The sequence below is a fragment of the Pseudomonas sp. KB_15 genome (genome assembly GCF_052114525.1).
In the GTDB taxonomy this organism is placed as follows: Bacteria; Pseudomonadota; Gammaproteobacteria; order Pseudomonadales; family Pseudomonadaceae; genus Aquipseudomonas.
This window is the reverse complement of sequence record NZ_JBFREX010000159.1, coordinates 1-526: the sequence shown is the minus strand read 5'-3', so window position 1 is coordinate 526 and position 526 is coordinate 1. Positions and strand designations below refer to the sequence as shown.

General features: G+C 65.2%; 1 protein-coding gene. It reads right to left on the bottom strand.

Annotated elements, in window-relative coordinates; translation table 11 throughout:
• On the bottom strand, nucleotides 1-526 hold a 526-nt coding region (locus AB4Z35_RS30220; RefSeq protein ID WP_442101190.1), incomplete at both ends, for an MFS transporter.

The following is a 526-nucleotide window of genomic DNA, read 5'->3' as shown; positions in this document are numbered from 1 at the left end:
GAACACGAGCGCGCCGATGGTGGCGTAGACGAAGTCCTTGCCGAACAGCGCGGCGCTGATCAGCGGCAGGTACCAGCCAATCGCAAAGTACTGGATCGACTGGCCGATCTGCACCGTGGAGGCGAGGATGGTGCGAGGCAGGTAGACGCCACGGAAGATCAGCAGCACGTTGGCCAGGCCGCGACGGGCCTGGTTGGTCACGGGAATGCGCTCGGACGGCGCGGCAGCCATGAAGGCGCGGCCATAGATGCGCGTCATGGCGCGCGCGGCGGCGTCCAGCCGTTCCTTGCGGGCCAGCCAGATCGGGCTTTCGACCAGGAACAGCAGTTGCAGCACCAGGATGAGGACGCCGAAGATGGCGGTGGCGGCCACCGAATAGCGCCAGATCGTATCGCCCACATTCCAGGAATGGAACAGCAGCGCCAGCAGCAGGTTGGAGCAGACCGCCGTGTACCACATGCCTTGCCAGGTATTGAGGCGGCTCTTGAGCTTGACCGGCGTGAATTCGGCCAGCACGGCCATGGCG